Source organism: Jatrophihabitans sp. sgz311053, from assembly GCF_056135305.1.
This window is the reverse complement of the sequence record NZ_JBWAXP010000002.1, coordinates 1,065,940-1,084,933: the sequence shown is the minus strand read 5'-3', so window position 1 is coordinate 1,084,933 and position 18,994 is coordinate 1,065,940. Positions and strand designations below refer to the sequence as shown.

Sequence of the window (18,994 nt, the reverse complement as noted above, 5' to 3'; positions counted from 1 at the left end):
AGCGGGACCAGCGCTCCCGAATCGAAGGGGCGGCGGACGAGTCGACCTGTAAGCCGGATTCTGTTTTGCAGACGGCCATCCATCTAGGCCTGCCGTTGCCGACAGGCTCACGCGGTCTACCCGCAGGCATCGGGCGGGCCGCCCTCGAACGCCTGCGCGAGCCGGCGAACCGACTCTTCTTGACCTTGCTCCGGGTGGGGTTTACCGAGCCGCTGCGGTCACCCGCAACGCTGGTGGTCTCTTACACCGCCGTTTCACCCTTACCGGGGCCTCGACCATGTCTCGACCCCGGCGGTCTGTTCTCTGTGGCACTGTCCCGCGGGTCACCCCGGGTTGCCGTTGGCAACCACCCTGCCCTGTGGAGTCCGGACTTTCCTCGGCACGATTGCTCGTGACGCGGCCGTCCGGTCGGCTCGTCCGCCGCGTCGACGAGCATACGGACGAGCGCAGCCGCGGCGCATCCGGTCGCCTGGCAGAACGTCGGCAGGACGGCGGTACGACGTCGGCGGTGCTGGATACGCTCAGGCCATGCCCGAACCGACCGGCGCCGAGCTCGCCGCCATCCGCGAGCGCCGCGAACAGCTGCGCGAGAAGTACCTCGTCGCGAAGGGCGAGCGGCCGGCGACGACCGCGCGCGGGATCCATCACGCCGCCTTCGTCTGCCGGGACGTCGAGGAGACGATCGGCTTCTACCAGGGCTTCCTCGGCTTTCCCCTCGTCGAGCTGGTCGAGAACCGGGACTACGCCGGTTCGAGCCACTTCTTCTTCGACCTGGGCAACGCGAACCTGCTCGGCTTCTTCGACTTCCCCGGTCTGGAGCAGGAGCCGTACCGCGAGACCATCGGCGCGCTGCAGCACCTGGCCATCTCGGTGACGTCGGAGCAGTTCGAGGCGGCGAAGGCGAAGCTCGACGCCGCCGGCGTCGAGTACCTCGGCCCCGACCGCGGCGTCGAGGACAGCCTGTACCTGCGCGACCCCAACGGCATGGGCATCGAGCTCTACCGCGAGGTGCTGGGCCACTTCGAAGGCGCCGTCCTGCTGTGACGAGGCGAGCTCCGATCAGTCCCGCTGTGACCGGTCGATGACCGGCGCGGCCGCCGAAACCGTTGCGGTCGTCCTCCTCCTCGCCTCACTCGCCTTCGCCGTGGTTCGGCCCCGTGGGCTGAACGAGGCCGTGGTGGCACTGCCGGCGGCGATCGTGGTCGTCGTGCTGGGCATCGTGCCCTGGCACGACGCGGTGGACACCCTCGGCCGGTTCGGACCGACGGTGGCCTTCCTCGCCGCCATCCTCGTCTTCGGACACCTCTGCGCCGATGCTGGCGTCTTCACCTTCCTCGGGTCGCTCGCCGCCCGGCTGAGCCGGGGCAACCCGCGCCGGCTGCTCGTCCTGGTGGTGGCGCTGGCGGCTCTGACGACGGCGACGCTGACCCTGGACGCCACCGTGGTGCTGTTGACGCCGGTCGTGCTGGCCACGACGGCGCGACTCGAGTTCCCGGCGCGGCCCTTCGCCTACGCCTGCACCCGGTTGGCCAACGGCGGCTCGCTGCTGCTGCCGGTCTCGAACCTGACCAACCTGCTCGCCTTCACCGCCTCGGGGCTCTCCTTCGGACGCTTCGCCGCGCTCATGCTGCTGCCCTGGCTGGCCATGTGCGTGGCCGAGTGGTTCGCGCTGCGGACCTTCTTCCGGCGTGACCTGCAGGAACCGGCGGGCGCCGGTCCGGACGAGCTCCCGCCGGCGCCCCGCTACGCGCTGATCGTCCTGGCGGTGACGGTGACGCTCTTCGTCGTCACCTCCGCCGTGGACATCGAGCCGTTCTGGGCGGCGCTGGCCGGCTGCGTGGCGCTGCTGGCGGTCAAGCCCCGTGAGATCAAGCCGCTGCGACTGCTGCGCGAGGCCTCCCCCGGCTTCTGTCTCTTCGTCCTGGCGCTGGCCGTCGTGGTCGTCGGTGTCACCAGGCACGGCCTGGGACGCGAGCTGGCCGACCTGCTGCCCAGCGGGACGAGCTTCCCGGCCCTGCTGGGCGTCGCGGCGCTGGCCGCGGTGCTGGCCAACGTCGTCAACAACCTCCCGGCGACGCTCGCGCTGCTGCCCATCGCGACCGGCAACCCGGCGCTGGTGCTGGCCGTCCTCATCGGGGTCAATGTCGGCCCTAATGCGACCTACCCCGGCTCGCTGGCCACGCTGCTGTGGCGACGCCTGCTCCCGGCCGACGCCAAGCCGAAGGCCGGGGAGTTCCACCTGCTGGGCCTGCTGACGGTGCCGGTGCTGATCGTGCTCGCGACGGCTGCGCTCTGGCTCGGTATCAGCACCGTGGGAACCTGACCGCTCTCCGGGAATTCTCCGTTATCGTTTCGTAGTATCCGGCGATGACGACCGTCGGCCGCCATCTCTCATCCCGGTCCGCCTCGCCTGCGCCTGCCGTTGCCCGGCCGGTCGGACGGGCAATAGGCGCGCTCGTCTCCGTCTCGCTGCTCGTGGCCAGCGGTTGGTTCTGGCTGTCGTACCGCACGGTGGACGACGGGCTGACCCGTCTCGGCGGTGTCCGCGTCGGGGAGGCACCACCGGGGGTCAGCTCCGCGCCCCGACCGGCGAGGGAACAGAACATCCTGCTCGTCGGCAACGACGACCGCAGCAATCTCACGCGCACTGAGCAGGAGGACCTGCACGTTGGCCCCGGCCAGGGCAGCAAGGCCACCGACACCATGATGATCGTCCACCTGCCCGCGGACGGTTCGAGAGCCACGCTGCTGTCACTGCCGCGCGACTCCTGGGTCACCATTCCCGGTCACGGCAAGAACCGGCTCAATAACGCCTTCGTCACTGGCTACCTCGGCGCCAGGGGTCCGGAGAACGACAAGGTGACCGCCGGCGCCAACCTGCTCATCGAGACAGTGCGCCGGCTCACCGGCCTCACCATTGACCACTACGCCCAGATCGGCCTGCTCGGCTTCTACCGGATCGCGAAGGCGCTGGACGGCGTCCCGGTCACACTCTGCGCCGACGTCCGTGACCCCAAGTCCGGCTTCACGGCCACAAAAGGCAGGCACACCCTGGACGGCAAGCAGGCGCTGCAGTTCGTCCGGCAGCGCTACAACTTCCCCGACGGGATGGGTGACCTCGACCGAGTCAGGCGGCAGCAGTACTTCCTCACGGCGGCCTTCGGCAAGGTGGCCTCGGTGGGCGTGCTGTTCCAACTGCGCGAGCTCGGCGATGCACTCCGCACCTCGCTCTACCTCGACCCTGCCTTCAACACCCTCGACCTCGCCCGCCAGGTCCAGTCGCTCAGCGCGAACAAGATTCGCGGCGCGACCATCCCCACCTCTTTCGAGACGATCGACGGGCAGGACGTCCTCGGCGTCGACCCGGCGAAGGTGCGGGCGTTCGTCGCCCGCGAGTTCGACGGGACACGCGGGAGCACCGGCACAGCCGGCTCCGCTACGACGCAGCCGCGACCTCGCACCACGACGCCGGCCCGCGCATCCCGCCCGTCGGCGCGGACGTGCACGTACTGATCAGCGCAGGTGGCTGGTGTCGTTGACGAGACGGACCGAGGAGTTCCCGTCGTCCCAGTAGTCGACGGCGGAGACCGAGGCGGTGTCCAGGTGCAGCCGGTACATCGCCGCCGGGGGCGCGTCCAGCGCGAGCCGGACCAGCGTCTTGATCGGCGTCACGTGCGAGACCACCAGGACCGTCGCGCCGGGGTGGGCCGCGATGATCTCCTCGCGGGCGCGACGCACCCGGCGGGCCAGCGCGGTGAAGGACTCGCCACCGGGCGGGGCGAGGTCCGGCGAGCCCCGCCAGGCGTCGAGGGCGGCGGCGGCGCGCTCGCGGACCTCGCCGAAGGTCAGCCCCTCCCAGTCGCCGAAGTCCAGCTCCATCAGGTCGTCGTGTGTGGTCACCGGCAGGCCCAGGGACGAGGCGACGACCTCCGCGGTCTCGCGGGTGCGGCGCAGCGGCGAGCTCACCACCGCGGCTACCTCGCCGTAGCCGCGGGCGGCGAGCGCGGCGGCTTGCCGGCGTCCTTCGTCGGTCAGTGGCAGGTCGTTGCGTCCGCTGAAGCGGCGCTCCGCCGAGTGCACGGTGTTGCCGTGACGCAGCAGGACGAGCCGGGTCGGCGGCCCCGACGGCGGGACCCACGCCGGTGCGGGCGCTGCGGGCACGCGCGCCGGCTTCGGCGCGATCCCGGCCGCCTCGTCCATGGCCTCGTTCGCCAACCGGTCGGCGTGCTTGTTCTTCTCGCGCGGGATCCAGGAGAAGGTGATCGACTCGAAGTCGCGGCGCAACGCCTGCGCCTCGCGAGCCAACCCCTTCAGTCCCGGGTGCTTCACCGCCCAGCGACCGGACATCTGCTCCACGACGAGCTTGGAATCCATGCGGACGTCGACAGTGGTGGCGCCGAGCTCGCTCGCCGCCCGCAGGCCGGCGATGAGGCCGCCGTACTCGGCGACGTTGTTGGTGGCCGTGCCGATGCTCTCCTTGCGTTCGGCAAGGACGGCGCGGGACGTGGCGTCGAAGACCACCGCGCCGTAACCGGCCGGACCGGGATTGCCGCGGGAGCCGCCGTCGGCCTCGACGATGACGTGCAGGCTCATCTGGCGCCGGTCACAGCCCGGACTCGGCAGTGCGGACGAGGATGGTGCGGCAGTTGTCGCAGCGGACGATCTCGTCCGGCGCCGCCTTGCGCACCGCGTTGAGGTCGCTGCCCGAGAGCTCGAGCCGGCAGCCCTCGCAGCGCCGCTGCCGCAGCAGGGCGGCGCCGTGACCGCTCTGCGCACGGGCCTTCTCGTACAGCGCGAGCAGGTCGGCCGGGACCGCGGCCGCGATGGTGTCGCGCTGCGGGGTCCGCTGCGCGGCGGCCGTGTCGATGTCGGCGAAGGCGGCGTCGCGGGCGGCCTCGAGTTCGCTGCGCTCGGCGACGATCGCGTCGTACCGTCCGGTCGCGTCCGCCAGCTCGGCGGTGGCTGCCTCGGCGCGCTCCATGACGTCGAGCAGCTCGTCCTCCAGGGTGGACTGCCGCCGGGCGAGCGAGGCGATCTCGTGCTGCAGGCTCTCCAGCTCCCGAGACGGCAGCCCGCCGGCCTGCAGGCGCGCGTCGTCTCGTGCGGCGCGATTGCGGACGGTCTCCACATCGGCCTCGAGCCGGTTCTGCTCCAGCTCGATGTCGGCCAGCCGGGTCTGCGCGTCGACGACCTCGTCGTGCACCGCGGCGGCGGCCTTGGTGCGCTCGGCGATGGCCGCGAGCTCGGGCAGGGTGCGGCGCTTGTGCGCCAGCTGGGCCAGCGCGGTGTCCGCGGCTTGCAGATCCAGCAGACGCTGCTGGACGGTGGGGTCGGCGTTCACAAGCTCCCTCGATGGCCGGCGTGCAGGGTCCAGGGGTCGGTGACGATGCGCGACACCCGGACGTCCACCGTAGTGCCGAACCGTTCCCGCAGTGCGGCCGCCACGGTGTCCAGCCAGGGTGCCTCGGTGGCCCAGTGGGCGGCGTCGACCAGGGCCATCGCGCCGGCACCTCGTTCGGTGACGGCCTCGACGGCGGGGTGATGCTTCAGATCGGCGGTGAGCAGCACGTCCGCCCCGGCCGCGCGGGCGCGGTCGGCGTACCCGCCCCCGGAGCCACCGCAGACCGCCACCCGCTCGACGCGGCGGTCCGGGTCGCCGGCGCCGGCCACGCCCCGCGCCGTCGCCGGCAGCACCCGGCCGGCACGCTCGACGAACTCGCGCAGGGTGGTCGGCTCCGGCAACGTCCCGATCCGGCCGGTGCCGCGGGGGCCGGGACGCGGCGCCATCGACAGCAGGTCGAAGGCGGGCTCCTCGTACGGGTGCGCGGCGCGCAGGGCGGCCAGCACGGCGGCTCGCCGTGACGGCGGCAGCACCATCTCGACCCGCGCCTCGGCCACCTGCTCGATCTCGCCCACGACACCCACGGCGGGCCTGGCACCGGTCAGCGGACGGAAGGTGCCGTCCCCGGTCACCGACCAGGCGCAGCGCTCGTAGTCGCCGAGCCGGCCGGCCCCGGCGGCGGCGAGCGCGTCGACGAGCACCTCACGCTGCGGGACCGGGACGAAGACGACGATCTTGTCCAGCGGCGGATCGGGGATCGGGTCCAGCGGGACGGTGTCGCGCAGCTCGAAGAGCCCGGCCAGCGCGTCGGAGACACCGGGAGCGGCGACGTCGGCGTTGGTGTGCGCCACCAGATGGGCCAGGCCACCCCGGATCATGCGGTGGACGAGCGCCCCCTTCGGATCGTCGGCCGGGACGCCGTGGACCCCGGAGAGCAGCAGCGGGTGATGGGTGACGAGCAGCTGCGCGCCGAGCGTGAGGGCCTCGTCCACGGTGGCCGGGACCGCGTCCACGGCCAGGACGATACTGTCGACCTCCTCGGCCGGATCACCGCAGACCAGTCCCACCGCGTCCCAGGACTCGGCCGTGCGGGGGTCGAACCAGCCGTCCAGGACAGCGATGACGTCGGCGAGGCGCGGCACGCAGGCGAACCTACACGCGCCGCAGCGATGCACAGATTCGGCGCGTACCGTCGATTCGGCAGGTGTTCGGCGGACCTTCCGGAGGCGCACGTGATCTTGTTCGGTGGCGCTCTCGGTCTGCTGGCCCTCGGGGTGTGGATCTTCTGCATCATCGACGCGATCACCACGCCGAGCGACCAGGTCCGCACCCTGCCCAAGCTGGCGTGGGTCGCCATCGTCGTCCTGCTGATCGACATCGGCTCGATCGCATGGCTCTTCGCCGGCAGGCCCTGGAACGCCCGGGCGACCACACCCGGCGGTGCCGCGCGAGCCGGCGGCGGCTCGGCCGGTCTCGGGATGTCCGCGACGTCGGCTCGGCGCACGCCGTCGCGGCCGCTGAGCCCGGACGACGACGACGAGTGGCTCGCCAGCCTGGCCAAGCGCACCGACCGACCCCACGACAAGCCCGGTGACAAGCCCGGTGACAAGTCCGGTGACGAGCCCGGCGGCAGCAGCCGCGACGAGGGTCCGCAGCCGATCGGCTGACATCCCACCACCGCCTGCCCTGCGCTGGCTGACGCCACCGAATCACATCGCCGAATGACAGCTGTGTAGTTCGGCCGCATTACCAGGGCGAATGGCGCATCGGGCAGCGACACGCCGCAATCAGTCTCGCCTTTTCTCCCGTTGCGCTTGTCAATCACTGTTGCGTGTGTGACGGTTGAGGCACTTGAGACGCCGCCGGAACCCCACGTCCGCGGCGCGACCGCGGCGTCGACGCGCACCCCAAGGCGGGTCCGTCGGCCCGCCCGCCGAAAGGTCTGCACACCGATGGCCACTGTCCCCGGGCCGGGTTCCGCCGCACCCTTCTTCACCGAGTGGACGGCGGAGAACGCCCGCCGACCCTCACTGGCCGCACGGGTCCGGGAGTCCCGCGGTCCGCGCAACTGGGGCATGGCGGCGGCCGCCGTCACCGCCCTGGGCCTCGCCGTCAGCACCCTGATCGCGCCGGGCGGATCGGCGCAGGCCGACCCGTCGGCCAACACCTGGTACCGGCTGCGCATGTGCGAGTCGACCAACAACTACAAGATCAACACCGGCAACGGCTACTACGGTGCCTACCAGTTCGACCTCGCCACCTGGCGCAGCGTGGGCGGCTCGGGCTACCCGAACCAGAACTCGAAGGCCGAGCAGGACTACCGCGCCCTGCGGCTCTATCGACAGCGGGGCTGGCAGCCCTGGGAGTGCGCCTCCATCCTCGGCCTGCGCGAGGACTCCGATGCCCGCAGCGGTCGCTACGGCGACATCCCGGTGCCCGGCTCGAACGGCGGCGGCTCGGGCGGGTCGAGCGGTGGGTCCGGCGGGTCGAGCGGTGGGTCCGGCGGATCGAACGGGGGTGGCGGCGGGACGACCTCCGGCGTCCCCGACTTCCCCGGCGGGTCGCACTGGTACGTGCCGGGCGAGTCCAGCCGGCACATCAAGACCTTCCAGGACCAGATGCACAAGCGCGGCTACTTCCCCGTCGGCACCGGCGACTACGGCCCCAACACGCTGGCGATGGTGAAGCAGCTACAGCGTCTCAACGGGTTGGTGCCGAACGGCTACCTCGGTCCCAACACCTGGCGACTGGCCTGGAAGGGCCGGTACGTGACGCCGGGCAGCGGCTCGGCGCCGACGATCCCGGCCTTCCCGGGCGGCTCGCACTGGTACGTCCGCGGCGAGACCAACCGCAACATCAAGACCTTCCAGGACCAGATGCACAAGCGCGGCTTCTTCCCGGTCGGGACGGGCGAGTACGGCCCCAACACCGAACGGATGGTCAAGCGCCTGCAGCAGCTCAACGGGCTGGTGCCGAACGGGTATCTGGGCCCGAACACCTGGCGGCTGGCCTGGGTCGGCGCCTACCGCTGAGCGGTGGCGTCGCCGGCACGACCTCCGGACAGCGCGAGGCCCGCCTCGTGCGTCGTCCCGGAACGCACGGGCGGGCCCGCGACGATCACGTCCCCCGAGGTGATCGCCTGAAGTCGCACACCTGACGGTGTGTCCCCCGACTTCCCTTGTGAAGAGAATGTAAACGGCGGGCGAGCTGGCGCGCAGTTGCCGAAGGGCCGCCCGTCACGGACCGAAGGTCCCCCGTCGTCACCGGCTGCTCAGGACGGCGGCGCCGGGTAGTTGGCCGACGCCAGCAGGCGGGCGAGGTGAGCAGCGTTGCGCGCGACGGTGGCCGTGGTGGTGACAACGGCCTCGGGCGTCTCGTCGAGATCCTTGTAGTCCTGACCCTTCATCGCCTCGCCGTTCCAGTACGTCTGCCCGGAGGCCGGCACGGTGAAGCCGACGTCGTTGAGACCCTGGAAGAGGATGCCGCCGATGTGGTGGGCGCCGTCCTCGTTGCCGACCACGGCAGCCACCGCCACCTTGCCGTAGGTCAGCTGCCTACCCTCGTCGTCGCTCTCGGAGAGCTCGCCGTCCAGTCGCTCCAGCACCCGCTGCGCGACGCTGGTGTGCTGTCCCATCCAGGTAGGGGTCGCAAAGACCAGGATGTCAGCGGCGAGCAGCCGCTGCCGGATCCGCGGCCACGCGTCACCCTCCCCCATGTCGACCAGCACGCCGGGCTTCACGTCGTGGTCGACCACGCGGACGACCTCACCGCTGACGTCGTGCTCGGCCAAGGCGTCGAGCAGCTGCCGAGCCATCAGCTCGGAGCTTGACTCCGCAGGCGACGGGTTGAGGGTGCAGACGAGGGCGAGCGCGTGCAGCGACGGTCCCGGCGTATCGGTCATCTCACGCGGGTACCCCGACCCCGCGCCGGACAATCACGGCGGGCGGATGACCATTGCGTGCCCGGCCGGTGATGTCACGTCGTGAGACAAGCGGCGTTTCGCTGAGTGAATTGTCCACGCCTTTTCCGGCGCAACGGAATTACCGGACGGGGCCCGGTGATACGCCGCTGAGGGCGCCCTGCCCCTGCGTGCCGGGGCCGGTCCCGAGAACGTCGATCGCCGTACCGTCCTCGATGCCGCCTTTCGTGGTTTCCCGGCGACTGTCGGTCGGTCGGTAACGAGGAAGCCATTCTCCGAAACGGCAAGGGGCGACCCGGCGATGCTCACGCCGGGTCGTTCCGTCCCGGCGCCGCGGACAGGTGCGCACCACCTCGCACTGTCGCCGACGTGCGCCGGAGGTCAGGCGACAGCGGGGCAATCAATGCCGCCGGAGGTCGTGCGGGGCCGCCCCGAAAGGGAACCGGGGGATTTCGCCGTCGGGGACGGCCCTCGCGTACTGACCGGCACAGCATCCGCATCGTGCCCAGCTGTCAGCCGCTTTCCGCAGGTCTTTGGTCCCGACCGTTCCTCACGGCCGCCGGCGATCGACAACCGTCGTCAGCACACGGGAGGAGAAGACATCCCCAACCGGACGCCTGCAGCTTCCGGATCAACCTGAACACGAACGGGCTTAACTGATTCCCAGGTTGGTCGATGGTGGACCCAACGCGCACCACTCGGTTGCGGACACCGCTGATGGAGGTCATCCGAATGTACGACGGCAACGGCGCCACCCGAGCAGACTCACCGACCAGGCGGGGCCGGGCCCGAACGATGTGGGTGAATGCCTCCGTCCGGACGAAGATCCTCGCCGTCGTGCTGCTCGGGGCGGTCACCAGCGTGGTCATCGGTGTGGTCGGGCTGACCTCCCTGGGCTCGGCCTCGGGCCAGGCCACCGCGATGTATCGCAGCAATCTGCTCGGCGTGCAGCGGGCGGGCGTCATCGAGAACTCGCTGCAGAACCTGCGCGTCAACATCCGCGACGCGCTGCTGTCGGTCGACAAGCAGGGCACTGAAGCGAAGCTGGCCGCGCAGCCGGCGCTCTTCACCACCCTGAACCGCGCCATCGCCGCCTATGTCGGCACCGGTGTCAACGGTGGGACCGAGCGTCAGGTGAAGGTCATCACCGACAACGCCCGACGCTGGGAGGACGTCGTGGAGACCAAGCTGGACCCGCTGGCGCGAACGAACTCCTACGCAGCGTGGGGCACGGTGAACGCGGCGCAGGCCCTTCCCTTCTCCACTCGCATGACCGCCGCCGTCGGCACCCTGCAACGGCTGGAGGCCGCCTCCGCGCAAAAGGTCCGTCAGCAGATCGAGGACAGCTATCACGCCCAGCGCGCGCTGGCCATCGCGCTGCTGGTGGTCGGCATCGCCGTCTGCCTGCTCGGTGGCTGGTTCGTCGCCGCCAGCATCGTCGCCGCCACCCGGCGGGTGCAGGCCGTCGCCAGCGCGCTGGCCGACGGTGACCTCACCCGCAGCGCAGGCCTGGACAGCAGCGACGAGCTCGGTCGCATGGGCGCCGCCCTGGACACCGCCGTGACCAACTTGCGCGGCGTCCTCGGCGGCGTGGCCCGGGCCGCCGACTCGGTCGCCGCCTCGGCCGAAGAGCTGTCGGCTACCTCGACCCAGATCGCCTCGTCAGCCGAGGAGACCTCTGCCCAGTCCGGTGTCGTCACCAGCGCCGCTGAGGAGGTCTCCCGCAGCATCACCACCGTCGCCGCCGGCTCGGAGCAGATGAGCGCCTCCATCCTGGAGATCAGCAAGAACGCCGCCGACGCCGCCCGCGTGGCCGCCGAAGCGGTCCAGGAGGCCGAGGCCACCAACGCGACCGTGGCGCAGCTGGGCGAGAGTTCCGAACAGATCGGTGCCGTGGTCAAGACCATCACCTCGATCGCTGAGCAGACCAACCTGCTCGCCCTCAACGCCACCATCGAGGCCGCCCGCGCCGGCGAAGCCGGTAAGGGATTCGCCGTCGTCGCCGGCGAGGTGAAGGAACTGGCGCAGGAGACCGCCCGAGCCACCGAGGACATCGCCGCCCGCGTCCACACCATCCAGGACGAGACCAGCAACGCTGTCAGCGCCATCGCCCGCATCAGCGAGGTCATCCGCCAGATCAACGACTACCAGCTCACCATCGCCTCCGCCGTCGAGGAACAGACCGCCACCACCAACGAGATGTCCCGCTCCGTCCAAGAAGCCGCCTCGGGCAGCGGCGAGATCGCCGACAACATCAGCCACGTCGCCTCAGCCGCCGACTCCACCACCAGCGCGCTGTCCCAGACCCGCGTCGCCATCGACGAGCTCGCCCACATGTCCACCGAGCTCCGGACCACCATCGCCGGCTTCACACTGGACGATGCCGCTCGCCACTGACCCAAGGAATGCGCGCGTCCGGGGGTGGGATCCCGGGCCGAGTCGTCAGCTGCCGGGACGGAGGTCCGTCATGTTCTCCTCGCTCGTGACGTCCCGGTGGATTCCTGGCGCTGCGGACGACGCGAGCGACGGCGGGGTCATGGTCCGGGTCGACGGCACACTGCCGGCGACGCGCTCGGTCGCGCTGGTGCGAGTGACGGACGGGCCTGCCGTGCTGTCGCTGTCGCCGGCGCGGGCGACGGACCTCGAGCTGACCCACGGCGAGGTCGTCGACGCAGCGCTGGTGTCGGCGCGGATCGAGGGCGCAGGCATCATCCTCAACGACCCCGACCATCTCTTCTATCTGACCCTTCCCGCCCGGGCGACACTCCGAGCCGAAGTCCCGGCCACCCGGACGCGGCAGCTCACCGCAGCCGACGCCGGGCTCTTCGACGACTTCACCGCTCACGCACCCGGCGACGACCTCGACGAGGCCTTCGTGGCCCTCGACCACTGGCTGGTCTTCGGCACCGTCGTCGACGACCGGCTGGTCTGCGCCGCGAGCATGTACCCGTGGGACGGCACCCGGCTCGCCGACCTCGGCGTCATCACCCTGCCCGAGTTCCGCGGCCGCGGACTGGGCGTGGCGACGGTCCGGGCGACCAGCGCCGCCGCACTCCGGCGGGGGTACGAGCCGCAGTACCGGTGCCAGCTCGACAACGCCGGCTCCGTCGCGCTCGCGCGAGCGGCCGGCTTCACCCGCTTCGGAGAATGGGAGGTCATCCTGGACGTGGGCGTTACTGGGATCGAACCAGTGACCGCTCGGGTGTAAACCGAGTGCTCTCCCGCTGAGCTAAACGCCCCGATCGACGAGACTACAAGCCGCGTCGGCCGGCCTCAGCTTCGCGCCGTACCGTGGCCTCGTGCCCGATCGTGCTGCCGGCGTCTTCACCACGCTCCGCCAGCCGCGCTACGCCGCCCTCGGCGCACTGATGCTCGTGGTGGCGGTGGTCTGCGTCGGCTGCGGCGTCTGGCAGATCTTCCGCTACGAGAGCAAGCACGACGAGAACCAGGCGCTGCGACGCAATGCGGCCCGACCGGTGACCACGGCCGATGCCCTGCTGCCGCTCGTGGGTCGCGGTCCCGCGCCGTCGCGTGACGACGTCGAGTTCCGGCAGCTGCGCGCCACCGGGCGCTACGACGCCGCTCGCGAGACCCTGGTGCGCAACCGCACCGACGGTGACGACACCGGGTTCCTGGTGCTGACGCCGCTGCGGACCGCGGCGGCGACCCTGCTGGTGGTCCGGGGTTTCGTCAGCCAGCCGACCTCCGGGGCGATCCCGGCCGCGCCGACGCCCCCCGAGGGTCGGGTCAGCGTCCTGGTCCGGGCGCAGGTGCCCGAGACGCGCGGCGACCAGTTCGCGCAGCTCGACGACCGGCAGGTGAGCGCCATCAACCCCACCGAGCAGGCCGCACGCATCGGCGGTCCCTTCTACAACGGCTACGCCGAGCTCGAAGCGGGCCAGGCCGGCAGCGAAGGGCTGCGCGACCTGCCGCGGCCGGATCTCTCGAACCCCGCCGGCGGCGCCCTGGAACCGCAGCACTTCGCCTACGTGATCCAGTGGTTCCTCTTCGCCGGGCTGGCGCTGGCCGCCCCGTTCGTCATGGCCCGGGCCGAGACCAAGCGGCGCGACGACGGCGAGGACGAGCGCTTCGCCGACGAGGCTCCGCCACCGTCGCTGGACGACCAGCTCGCCGGCGAGGAGACCACGAGCGTCGTCGCCGATGCCCGTGCCGACAAGCTCGCCGACCGCTACGGCCGACCTGTCCACTGAGCATGACCGGCTTCGACGCCCGTTCCTGGGACGCCCGCTACCGCGCCTCGGCGTCGGTCTGGGGCAGCGCGCCGAACCGCTGGGTCGAGCAGGAGTGTGCCGACCTGCCTGCCGGCACCGCCCTGGACCTCGCCTGCGGCGAGGGTCGTAACGCGCTCTGGCTCGCCGAACGCGGCTGGGACGTCCTGGCCGTCGACTTCGCCGCCGCTGCTCTGGAACGCGGCGCCGCCCGGGACCGGACGGGACGGGTGACCTGGGTCCTGGACGACGTCCTGGACTTCCGGTGCCCCTCCCCCGTCGACTTGGTGATCGTGGCCTACCTGCAGCTGCCGCCCTCACCGCGACGGGCGGCGCTGCGCAACGCGGCGAGCGCGCTGGCTCCGGGCGGCACGCTCGTCGTCGTCGGCCACGACCGACGCAACCTGCGCGACGGCACGGGTGGGCCCAAGGATGCCGAGGTGCTCTACAGCGCCCTCGACGTCGTCCACGACCTCGACCCGCTCGGCATGCAGATCGAGCGGGCCGAGGAGGCGCTGCGCCCGGTCGAGGGCGCCGACCGACCCGCGATCGACTGCCTCGTCCGGGCTGTCGCGCCTAGAGCGACGTGATGGCTGCTTCCCAGTCGGCCGGGTTGCGCGCCTCGCCCGGTCCGTTCATCTCGGCGAAGCGGACGATGCCCTGCTTGTCGACGAGGAAACTGCCGCGGTTGGCGATGCCGGCGGCGTCGAGGAAGACGCCGTAGCGCTGCGCCACCTCGCCGTGCGGCCAGAAGTCGGCCAGCAGCGGGAACGGGAAGCCCTCCCGCTCGGCGAAGATCTTGTGCGTGTACGCCGAGTCCACGCTGATGGTCAGCACCTGGACGTCGTCGTTCTGATAGAAGTCGATGTTGTCGCGCAGCGCCTGCAGCTCACCGGTACAGGTGCCGGTGAAGGCGAGCGGATAGAAGACGACGAAGACCGCCTTCTCACCGCGGAACGACGACAGCTGGACCTCCTCGTTGTTCTGGTCCTTGAGGACGAAGTCGGGAGCCTCGTCACCGACGGCGATCATCGCTTGCCTCCTGCTGCTTTGCGTCCGACGAGTCGTGCTGCTGACCAATCCTCGCCGACGGTGGTGATGGATGTCTGGGAGAGCCCCGCGATCGAGGCGGCCTCAGCGATGTCGGAGGGCTCGACGTAGTCGTCACGGCCGCGCTTGGGAGTCAGCAACCAGATGTAACCGTCATCGGCCAGCGGTGCGATCGCGTCCACCAGTGCGTCGGCGATGTCGCCGTCACCGTCGCGGTGCCACAGCAGCACGACGTCGACGACCTCGTCGGAGTCCTCGTCCACCATCTCCTCGCCGATGCGCTCGACGATGGCGTCGCGAAGATCCTCATCGGCGTCGTCGTCGACGCCGATCTCCATCACGATGTCCCCGGGCTTGAGGCCCAACCGCTCGGCGATGCCCACGCCCTTTCCCGGCTGGGCTCCCGTGTTCACGACGACGTCCTCCCGCAGATCGATTGAGGAAATTAGCTCTTGCATACCAACAGGTAACTATTCCGTCGACCCTATCGGTCGGACAGGGTGGACACTGGAAGCGACGCAGACCACATCACTGCACGGCGTGCGAACGACAAGGAGCTCGCGTGACCCGCGACCGATTCAGCATCATCACCGACGGCCTACCCAACCAGCTGCCGGACATAGACCGCGACGAGACCCGCGAATGGCTCGAGTCGCTGGACGCGGCCATCGACTCCGACGGCCGCGCCCGCGCCCGGTTCCTCATGCTCAAGCTGCTCGAGCGCGCGCGTGAGCGCCAGGTGGGCGTCCCCGGCCTGCGCAGCACCGACTACATCAACTCCATCCCGCCGGAGCGGGAGCCCTGGTTCCCCGGCGACGAGGACATCGAGCGCCGCATCCGCGCCTACATCCGCTGGAACGCGGCGGTCGCGGTGTCGCGGGCCAACAAGAAGGTCGGCGTCGGCGGTCACATCGCCACCTACGCCTCGGCCGCCTCGCTCTACGAGGTCGGCTTCAACCACTTCTTCCGCGGCAAGGACCTCGCCTCCGGCATGGGCGACCAGGTGTACTTCCAGGGCCATGCCGCCCCCGGCATCTATGCCCGCGCCTTCCTCGAAGGACGCCTCACCGAGACCCAGCTGGACGGCTTCCGGCAGGAGGTCTCGATGGCCCCGAACGGGCTGTCGTCCTACCCGCACCCGCGGCTGATGCCGGAGTTCTGGGAGTTCCCGACCGTCTCGATGGGCCTGGGTCCGATCGGCGCGATCTACCAGGCGCGCTTCAACCGCTACCTGCACGCGCGCGGCCTCGCCGACACCTCGAACTCCCACGTCTGGGCCTTCCTCGGCGACGGCGAGATGGACGAGGTCGAGTCCCTCGGCGCCATCGGCGTCGCGGCACGTGAGGAGCTGGACAACCTCACCTTCGTCATCAACTGCAACCTGCAGCGGCTCGACGGTCCGGTCCGCGGCAACGGCAAGATCATCCAGGAGCTGGAGGCCTACTTCCGCGGCGCCGGCTGGAACGTGCTGAAGGTCGTCTGGGGACGTGACTGGGATCCGCTGCTCGCCGCCGACGGCGACGGCGTCCTGGTCAATCAGATGAACCAGACGCCCGACGGGCAGTTCCAGACCTACACCGTCGAGAGCGGCGCCTACATCCGCGAGCACTTCTTCGGTGGCGACCCGCGGCTGCGCAAGATGGTCGAGGAGATGGACGACGACGCGCTGCGCAAGCTGTCGCGCGGCGGCCACGACTACCGCAAGGTCTACGCGGCCTTCGAGGCGGCGCGCAACCACACCGGGCAGCCGACGGTCATCCTCGCCAAGACGGTCAAGGGCTGGACGCTGGAGTCCTTCGAGGGACGCAACGCCACCCACCAGATGAAGAAGCTGACCGTCGCGGACCTCAAGGCCTTCCGGGACCGGCTCTACCTGCCGATCTCGGACAAGGAGCTCGAGGCCGACTACGCGCCGTACTACCACCCGGGCGAGAAGTCCGACGAGATCCAGTACATGAAGGAGCGGCGGGCGGCCCTCGGCGGCGCGCTGCCCAAGCGCGTGGTGCGGGCCAAGCCGCTGCCGCAGCCGGGCGACAAGGTCTACGCGGAGTTCCGCGGCGGGTCGGGCAAGCAGCAGGTGGCCACCACCATGGCGACGGTCCGGCTCTTCAAGGACCTCATCAAGGACAAGGAGATCGGCCACCGCTTCGTCCCGATCATCCCGGACGAGGCGCGCACCTTCGGTCTGGACGCGATCTTCCCGACGGCCAAGATCTACTCGCCGCACGGCCAGGAGTACGAGGCTGTCGACCGGGAGCTGCTGCTGTCGTACAAGGAGAGCCAGCAGGGGCAGATCCTGCACGAGGGCATCAGCGAGGCCGGGTCCATGGCGTCGCTGATCGCGGCCGGCACCTCGTACTCGACCCACGGCGCGCCGACCATCCCGTTCTACATCTTCTACTCGATGTTCGGCTTCCAGCGCACCGGCGACCAGTTCTGGCAGCTCGCCGACCAGCTGGGCCGAGGCTTCGTCCTCGGCGCCACCGCGGGCCGGACGACGCTGACCGGTGAGGGGCTGCAGCACGCGGACGGACACTCGCTGCTGCTGGCTGCCACCAACCCGGCCTGCGTCGCCTACGACCCGTCGTGGGCCTTCGAGATCGCGCACATCGTCCGGGCCGGCTTGGCGCGGATGTACGGCGTCGGCGCCTACGACTCGCCGAAGGTCAGCGACCGGGACGTCTTCTACTACCTCACGATCTACAACGAGCCGGTGATCCAGCCGGCCGAGCCGGCCGACCTGGACGTCCAGGCGCTGCTGCGGGGCATCTACCGCTTCGCCGCGGCTCCGGAGTCCGACCGGCCGCGGGTGCAGCTGCTCGCCTCCGGCGTGGCCGGTCCGTGGGCCGTCGAGGCGCAGCGGCTGCTCTCGGAGGACTGGGGGGTCGACGCCGACGTCTGGTCGGTGACGTCCTGGAACGAGCTGCGCCGCGACGCGGTCGAGTGCGAGCAGCACGCGCTGCTGCACCCGGGCGAGGACGCCCCGACGCCCTTCATCACCTCGCAGCTGCAGGGAACCTCCGGTCCGGTGGTCGCGGTCTCGGACTTCATGCGCGCCGTCCCCGACCAGATCTCCCGGTGGGTCCCCAACGACTACGTCTCACTCGGTACTGACGGCTTCGGCTTCGCCGACACCCGTGGTGCGGCTCGGCGGTTCTTCCACGTCGACGCCGAGTCGATCGTGGTCGCGGCCCTGGAGCGGCTCGCGCTCGCCGGCGACGTCAAGCCCGAGCTGGCCCGCGAGGCCTTCGACAAGTACCAGCTCGCCTCCATCGAGGCTGCCGGAACGGGCACTGTCGGCGGCGACGCCTAGTCCCTTCCCCTGTGGTGTGGTCATTCCCGAGCCGGAAAATCGACCACACCACAGGGGAGGGTCAGAAGTACGACCGCAGGATCAGCCGGGTCCGGTCCCAGCCTCGCGTGACGTCGCCCCAGACGACCCGCTCCACCGCCCACCCCTCCCGGCGGAGGTACTGCTCGCGCGTCTTCTCGGCCCACCGCTCCTCGGCGGTGTACTTGACGCGGCCGTCCGCCTCGAGCACCAGCCGACGCTCCGGCCAGGCCAGGTCCGCGCGGTAGGGACCTACCCGGAGCTGGAGTCGGGGCGGCGGGAAGCCGTCGTCGTGGAGCGCCAGCCGGGTGATGGACTCCAGCGCTGATTCGGCGAGGGCATCGGCCAGCCGCAGGACCTCGCGCGCCTGCCGCACTCCCGGCCAGCCGGCGCTGCGGGCCAGCGCGGCCTCGATACGTGCGGCGGTGGTGAGCCCTTCCCGCAACGCGGCGTCGGCGATCATCAGGCCGCTGCGGCGGTCATGGCGGGCGACGTCCACCGCGGTCCGGGCGACGTCGGTCAACCGGATGCCGAACCAGTCGTCGCATTCGTCACGCGAGAGCGCGGCGCCGAAGACGTGGCGTGCCGGTCCGATCCCGAGATTGGCGGCGCCGGACAGCGTCGAGGTCGGGCGCTCCGGTGTCACCATCGTCGGCAATCCGTGCAGGACCGCCGCCGTCGGCCCGCAGACGACGTGGCGGGAGGCCCCGAGGACAGCTGCCGCGGCCGCGACGGAGAGCCGACGACGACGCTCGAGGTGCTGGTCGGCGTCGCGGAGGTCGACCGGGCTGATGTAGCCGCGCGCGGCGACGGCCCACCGGCCCCGCCGGACGGCCGTCCGCGCCCGGGACCTGGTGGCGCCGAGCGCCGGCAGGTCCGCGGTAGCCAGCACGAACCCCTGCTCGGCGGCCACCTGCACCAGCGAGTCGTCGCCGGGTCGCTCCTGCCACCACTGCCGCCACGCCGCGGCGGGGAGCAGAGCGGTCACGGCACCGATGCTGCGTCCCCGGCGACGCCCTGAGACGGTTGTCCACAGTCCCGGTTCCACCTCCCCCTGCGGTGTGGTCAGTTCTGCGCCCGGAAATCGACCACATCACAGGGGAAGGCGGGTCAGACCGGGCACG

17 protein-coding genes, 1 tRNA gene and 1 other RNA gene are annotated in these 18,994 nt (G+C 70.9%); 10 read left to right on the top strand and 9 right to left on the bottom strand.

Annotated features, from left to right (window positions below; all coding sequences use genetic code 11):
- Positions 1–33 precede the first annotated feature (33 nt).
- Positions 34–416, bottom strand: an RNA gene (rnpB, locus tag AC0NZQ_RS14065) — RNase P RNA component class A.
- A 112-nt stretch (positions 417–528) separates the two neighbouring features.
- Here rnpB and AC0NZQ_RS14060 point away from each other — a divergent pair.
- Genes AC0NZQ_RS14060 through AC0NZQ_RS14050 form a run of 3 tightly spaced genes read left to right on the top strand, consistent with a single transcriptional unit; the run spans position 529 to position 3,513 of the window.
- Positions 529–1,044 carry a VOC family protein gene (locus AC0NZQ_RS14060; protein WP_474530485.1) on the top strand — a complete coding sequence of 172 codons (516 nt, stop codon included), beginning with the start codon at positions 529–531 and terminating at the stop codon, positions 1,042–1,044.
- Between the two features lie 37 nt (positions 1,045–1,081).
- Positions 1,082–2,323 (top strand): SLC13 family permease, encoded by a 1,242-nt coding sequence (locus tag AC0NZQ_RS14055; RefSeq protein WP_474530483.1) that lies wholly within the window; start codon positions 1,082–1,084, stop codon positions 2,321–2,323.
- Between the two features lie 44 nt (positions 2,324–2,367).
- A complete protein-coding gene (locus tag AC0NZQ_RS14050; protein ID WP_474530482.1) occupies positions 2,368–3,513 on the top strand; it encodes an LCP family protein in 1,146 nt (381 codons plus the stop codon).
- Here the strand turns inward: AC0NZQ_RS14050 and AC0NZQ_RS14045 are convergent, their stop codons facing one another.
- The 3 genes from AC0NZQ_RS14045 to AC0NZQ_RS14035 are packed head-to-tail and all read right to left on the bottom strand — an operon-like array spanning position 3,514 to position 6,483.
- A complete protein-coding gene (locus AC0NZQ_RS14045; RefSeq protein ID WP_474530481.1) occupies positions 3,514–4,593 on the bottom strand; it encodes a bifunctional RNase H/acid phosphatase in 1,080 nt (359 codons plus the stop codon). It lies immediately after the preceding gene.
- A 10-nt stretch (positions 4,594–4,603) separates the two neighbouring features.
- Positions 4,604–5,341 carry a zinc ribbon domain-containing protein gene (locus AC0NZQ_RS14040; protein ID WP_474530480.1) on the bottom strand — a complete coding sequence of 246 codons (738 nt, stop codon included), beginning with the start codon at positions 5,339–5,341 and terminating at the stop codon, positions 4,604–4,606.
- Positions 5,338–6,483: a Nif3-like dinuclear metal center hexameric protein gene (locus AC0NZQ_RS14035; RefSeq protein ID WP_474530479.1), complete on the bottom strand. Its 1,146-nt coding sequence runs from the start codon at positions 6,481–6,483 to the stop codon at positions 5,338–5,340. Before AC0NZQ_RS14035 ends, AC0NZQ_RS14040 begins: the two co-directional genes overlap by 4 nt.
- Before the next feature lie 90 nt (positions 6,484–6,573).
- Here AC0NZQ_RS14035 and AC0NZQ_RS14030 point away from each other — a divergent pair, with 90 nt between their 5' ends.
- The gene (locus AC0NZQ_RS14030) at positions 6,574–7,008 is read left to right on the top strand and encodes a PLDc N-terminal domain-containing protein (RefSeq protein ID WP_474530478.1); all 435 of its coding nucleotides are present in this window, start codon (positions 6,574–6,576) and stop codon (positions 7,006–7,008) included.
- Between the two features lie 285 nt (positions 7,009–7,293).
- On the top strand, positions 7,294–8,373 hold the full coding sequence (locus tag AC0NZQ_RS14025) for a peptidoglycan-binding protein (RefSeq protein WP_474530477.1): 1,080 nt from the start codon (positions 7,294–7,296) through the stop codon (positions 8,371–8,373).
- A gap of 239 nt (positions 8,374–8,612) precedes the next feature.
- On the opposite strand, the gene AC0NZQ_RS14020 is transcribed toward AC0NZQ_RS14025, so the two are convergent.
- Positions 8,613–9,242 (bottom strand): flavodoxin family protein, encoded by a 630-nt coding sequence (locus AC0NZQ_RS14020; protein WP_474530476.1) that lies wholly within the window; start codon positions 9,240–9,242, stop codon positions 8,613–8,615.
- Positions 9,243–9,977: 735 nt separating this feature from the next.
- Between AC0NZQ_RS14020 and AC0NZQ_RS14015 the strand changes: the two genes are divergently transcribed.
- Together AC0NZQ_RS14015 and AC0NZQ_RS14010 are read left to right on the top strand one after the other, a co-directional pair.
- Positions 9,978–11,657 carry a methyl-accepting chemotaxis protein gene (locus AC0NZQ_RS14015; RefSeq protein WP_474530475.1) on the top strand — a complete coding sequence of 560 codons (1,680 nt, stop codon included), beginning with the start codon at positions 9,978–9,980 and terminating at the stop codon, positions 11,655–11,657.
- Entirely contained in the window at positions 11,641–12,468 is an 828-nt protein-coding gene (locus AC0NZQ_RS14010; RefSeq protein WP_474531400.1) for a GNAT family N-acetyltransferase, read from the top strand. The genes AC0NZQ_RS14015 and AC0NZQ_RS14010 overlap by 17 nt, the downstream gene beginning before the upstream one ends.
- Here the strand turns inward: AC0NZQ_RS14010 and AC0NZQ_RS14005 are convergent.
- Positions 12,428–12,499, bottom strand: a tRNA-Val gene (locus AC0NZQ_RS14005). The genes AC0NZQ_RS14010 and AC0NZQ_RS14005 overlap by 41 nt on opposite strands.
- Positions 12,500–12,559: 60 nt before the next feature.
- Here AC0NZQ_RS14005 and AC0NZQ_RS14000 point away from each other — a divergent pair.
- Positions 12,560–13,471 (top strand): SURF1 family protein, encoded by a 912-nt coding sequence (locus AC0NZQ_RS14000; protein WP_474530474.1) that lies wholly within the window; start codon positions 12,560–12,562, stop codon positions 13,469–13,471.
- A gap of 2 nt (positions 13,472–13,473) precedes the next feature.
- On the top strand, positions 13,474–14,079 hold the full coding sequence (locus AC0NZQ_RS13995; RefSeq protein ID WP_474530473.1) for a class I SAM-dependent methyltransferase: 606 nt from the start codon (positions 13,474–13,476) through the stop codon (positions 14,077–14,079).
- Here AC0NZQ_RS13995 and AC0NZQ_RS13990 read toward each other — a convergent pair.
- Both AC0NZQ_RS13990 and AC0NZQ_RS13985 read right to left on the bottom strand, forming a co-directional pair.
- Positions 14,066–14,521 (bottom strand): peroxiredoxin, encoded by a 456-nt coding sequence (locus AC0NZQ_RS13990; RefSeq protein WP_474530472.1) that lies wholly within the window; start codon positions 14,519–14,521, stop codon positions 14,066–14,068. The two genes, AC0NZQ_RS13995 and AC0NZQ_RS13990, sit on opposite strands and share 14 nt — an antisense overlap.
- Entirely contained in the window at positions 14,518–14,997 is a 480-nt protein-coding gene (locus tag AC0NZQ_RS13985; protein WP_474530471.1) for a DUF3052 domain-containing protein, read from the bottom strand. Before AC0NZQ_RS13985 ends, AC0NZQ_RS13990 begins: the two co-directional genes overlap by 4 nt.
- Before the next feature lie 104 nt (positions 14,998–15,101).
- Here AC0NZQ_RS13985 and aceE point away from each other — a divergent pair, with 104 nt between their 5' ends.
- Positions 15,102–17,852: a pyruvate dehydrogenase (acetyl-transferring), homodimeric type gene (gene aceE / locus AC0NZQ_RS13980; RefSeq protein WP_474530470.1), complete on the top strand. Its 2,751-nt coding sequence runs from the start codon at positions 15,102–15,104 to the stop codon at positions 17,850–17,852.
- Between the two features lie 61 nt (positions 17,853–17,913).
- Here the strand turns inward: aceE and AC0NZQ_RS13975 are convergent, their stop codons facing one another.
- The gene (locus tag AC0NZQ_RS13975; protein WP_474530469.1) at positions 17,914–18,858 is read right to left on the bottom strand and encodes a DUF559 domain-containing protein; all 945 of its coding nucleotides are present in this window, start codon (positions 18,856–18,858) and stop codon (positions 17,914–17,916) included.
- Positions 18,859–18,994: the final 136 nt, after the last annotated feature.